The following is a 2717-nucleotide window of genomic DNA, read 5'->3' as shown; positions in this document are numbered from 1 at the left end:
GAGTTTCACACTCGCCGCCATCGAGCAGCCGCAAACGGAAGAACGCGAGATCCGCCGCCTGGGCAGCTACCTCCCGGCAGGCAGCTACGCGCCAGCAATTGTCCTTTCGGGCGCCGATGCGGCCACCAATGTGTCTAACCGGGACAATCCGATTCCGGTTCTGTTCCGGATTACTGGCTCCGCGGTGACCGCAGCGCTTGGAAACCGTCAGCCCGCGCGGGTGAACCTGAAGGGCTGCACTGTGCAGGGGTCTGCAACCGGCGATCTGTCGTCGGAACGGGTCAAGGTGCGCCTGATCTCCATGACCTGCGTAAACCGGCAGGGGGAAGTCCTGGAAACCAAAGTTGCGGGCTACATGGCAGGGTCCGGCAAGGAGGGCGTGCGCGGGCACGTCGTGAGCCGTGAAGGTGCCAACGTCCGGAATGCGGCCATTGCAGGGGCTTTGGGCGGCCTGGGCAAAGGGCTGAGCGCCGGGGCTACCGCGTCTCTCAGCCAGGAAAACGCCTCGGTCAGCCAGATCCTGCAGAGCGCAGGCGCAGGCACACTGGCCGGCGGAGCGGAAGAAGCGGCCAGCACGCTGGCAGATTACTACATCAAACGGGCCGAACAGTATCAGCCGGTGGTCTCCCTCTATGGCGGAACCAAGGTCGAGCTCGTGTTTCTCGAAGGGGTGGAGCTGGGCCAATGAAGAAACTCGCAAGCCTGATTTTGATCGCGCTGGCCGCTGGTTGTGCCAATCCGAACACGGAAAAAGACTTTCTGTGTGAAGCGCAGCAAGGGTCGCCCTGTACAACTATCGGTGCGGTGGACGGCACTGGAACCGCAGCGGTGACGTCTGTTCAGGAACGTCCCGAAGATACTGCGGTGAAGAGCCTCGCGCAGAACCCGCTGTTCTCCGGTAAAGGGGCCTTCACCGGCCTGCCGGACGGCGGTTTTCCCTACAACGCTGCGGCCTACCGCTCTCCGGAAGTCGTCGGAACGCTCTGGATTGCGCCGATCCTTGATGAAGGCGGGATCATGCATGAGGCGCGCTTTGTGCATTTGGTAATCCAGGAAGGGCAGTGGCGGCAGTAATGAGCAAAACCAACTTAACAAGCCTGAGCGAAAAAGCAGCCCGCATGGTTTCGATCAGGCAAGAGCGCCGCAATGCTGGTTTTGTCGAAGTGACGGTGTGGCTCCCTGTAGAGGAAGTTCGCCACTTCCGTGACAAGGCTTGGCAAGCAGTAGAGGCCGTAAGCCGCTCTTTTCCACGCAATACCCTATTGGGCCAAAAACGCCGTCAGAGGGGCAGGAAATGAAAATTGTTCGTGACATAATGGACGGTCTGTTCGGGGATGTCCCGTGGACAGAGGAAGAGCCTGACCTGATGGAGGGTGATGTGCTCTCCGACATTCTGCCGTGGCGGGTCTATGATCCGGAACACAAGCTCTACCACTTTACCCACGGCAGCGGCTTCCTCATGGAAGTGGGCGCGTCGATCGGTCAAAATGATTTGGCTGAGAACATCGGCGGTGTCATTGCCGCCAACTTGCCGTCCGGCGCCACTTTTCAGGTGCTGAACTGGACCTCTCCGGCCATTGAGCCGGTTGCCGGGCGCTGGAAATCGGCGCGGCTTGGCCGGTCGGCTCTGATTGACGAAATGGTCCGTCAGCGGGTGTCCCACCTTCAGGACATGCGGTTCGGCATTGATGAGGATGGTGCCCGTGCCATCCCCTTCGACAGGCACATCTTCGTCGCGGTCTGGCAGGAAGGGGAAGAGCTTGGCATTGAGGACGAAAAGCGCCTCAAGTCCATGCGCTCAGCCCTCAGGAACGTGTTCGCCACGGCCAGCTGGTCGATGGATGTGGAGCCGCCGCGCTTTCTCGCCCTTTTGAGGGAGCTGTTCCACGCTGCCCGGCCGGAAGGGAGCGGTGAAGACTGGGACCAGGAAGCCTATGACGACAACATGCCGCTCAACTACCAGCTGCCTGGCGCTTCCCTGCGTGTAGGCAGCCAGGCCCTTCAATTCTCCGGAACACCTGAGCTGGCGGCAACTGTCTCTTCGGTGAATGCCTATCCGCCGGAATGGGTCTTTGGTCTTGGCATGGCGCTGAACGGCGATCCCGCCCGGCTGATGGACCGGCCGCTCGGCCCGGTGCTGACATCGTTCACGCTGAAGGCGATGCCAGGGCAGAAAGCCGGGGCGTTCATTCTGAAGAAACGGGGCATGGCGGAACACGCTGCCAACAGTTCCTTTGGCAAGTTTGTCCCGAATTTCGCGGAGAAAAAGGCAGAGCTGGACGGGCTGGCGGCTGAAATCCAAGCGGGTGAACGCCTCTTTGAAACACTCTATACTATCGTTTCCTACGCCAGGGGCGGTGCAACAGAGGCGCAGATGGCGGCAGGCGAGGTGGAATCCATCTACCGGCGCCAGCGGATCAAACTCTCCAAAGACACTTTCCTGCAGCTTCCCTTGTTCCTTGCCAGCCTGCCGTTTGGCTGCTCGGGCCGGATGATGTCCGACTTCGGGCGGCAGATGCGTATGCGGCTTATGAAATCGACAGCGGCAATGGCCTTCCTGCCAGTGCATGGGGAGTGGATGGGCAATGCCCGCGGAACCGGAATGCTGCTGGCCGGCCGCCAGGGGCAGGTGTTCCAGTGGGACAATTTCCGTTCGTCGGGCAACTACAACACCGCCGTGGTCGGCAAGTCCGGTGCCGGTAAATCAGTGTTCATGC

At 60.8% G+C, this 2717-nt stretch carries 4 protein-coding genes; all 4 read left to right on the top strand.

What is annotated here, in order from left to right; all coding sequences use genetic code 11:
- The coding region (locus tag VOI29_RS23880; RefSeq protein ID WP_323784318.1) for a TraB/VirB10 family protein at positions 1-688 on the top strand (688 nt) is incomplete at its 5' end.
- Positions 685-1074 carry a TraV family lipoprotein gene (locus VOI29_RS23875; RefSeq protein WP_323784316.1) on the top strand — a complete coding sequence of 130 codons (390 nt, stop codon included), beginning with the start codon at positions 685-687 and terminating at the stop codon, positions 1072-1074. The genes VOI29_RS23880 and VOI29_RS23875, both read left to right, overlap by 4 nt.
- On the top strand, positions 1074-1298 hold the full coding sequence (locus VOI29_RS23870; protein ID WP_323784314.1) for a hypothetical protein: 225 nt from the start codon (positions 1074-1076) through the stop codon (positions 1296-1298). The genes VOI29_RS23875 and VOI29_RS23870 overlap by 1 nt, the downstream gene beginning before the upstream one ends.
- Positions 1295-2717 (top strand): TraC family protein (locus tag VOI29_RS23865; RefSeq protein ID WP_323784312.1); only part of this gene is annotated, 1423 nt, incomplete at its 3' end. The genes VOI29_RS23870 and VOI29_RS23865, both read left to right, overlap by 4 nt.

This window comes from Leisingera sp., assembly GCF_034669605.1.
GTDB lineage: Bacteria > Pseudomonadota > Alphaproteobacteria > Rhodobacterales > Rhodobacteraceae > Leisingera.
Note: the sequence above shows the minus strand (reverse complement) of the source record. Positions and strands in the feature narration are given on the sequence as shown.

Bases quoted from the DNA above. Each gene is read 5' to 3' on its own strand.
- VOI29_RS23875 (WP_323784316.1), top strand. From the start codon at position 685: ATGAAGAAACTCGCAAGCCTGATTTTGATCGCGCTGGCCGCTGGTTGT.
- VOI29_RS23870 (WP_323784314.1), top strand. From the start codon at position 1,074: ATGAGCAAAACCAACTTAACAAGCCTGAGCGAAAAAGCAGCCCGCATG.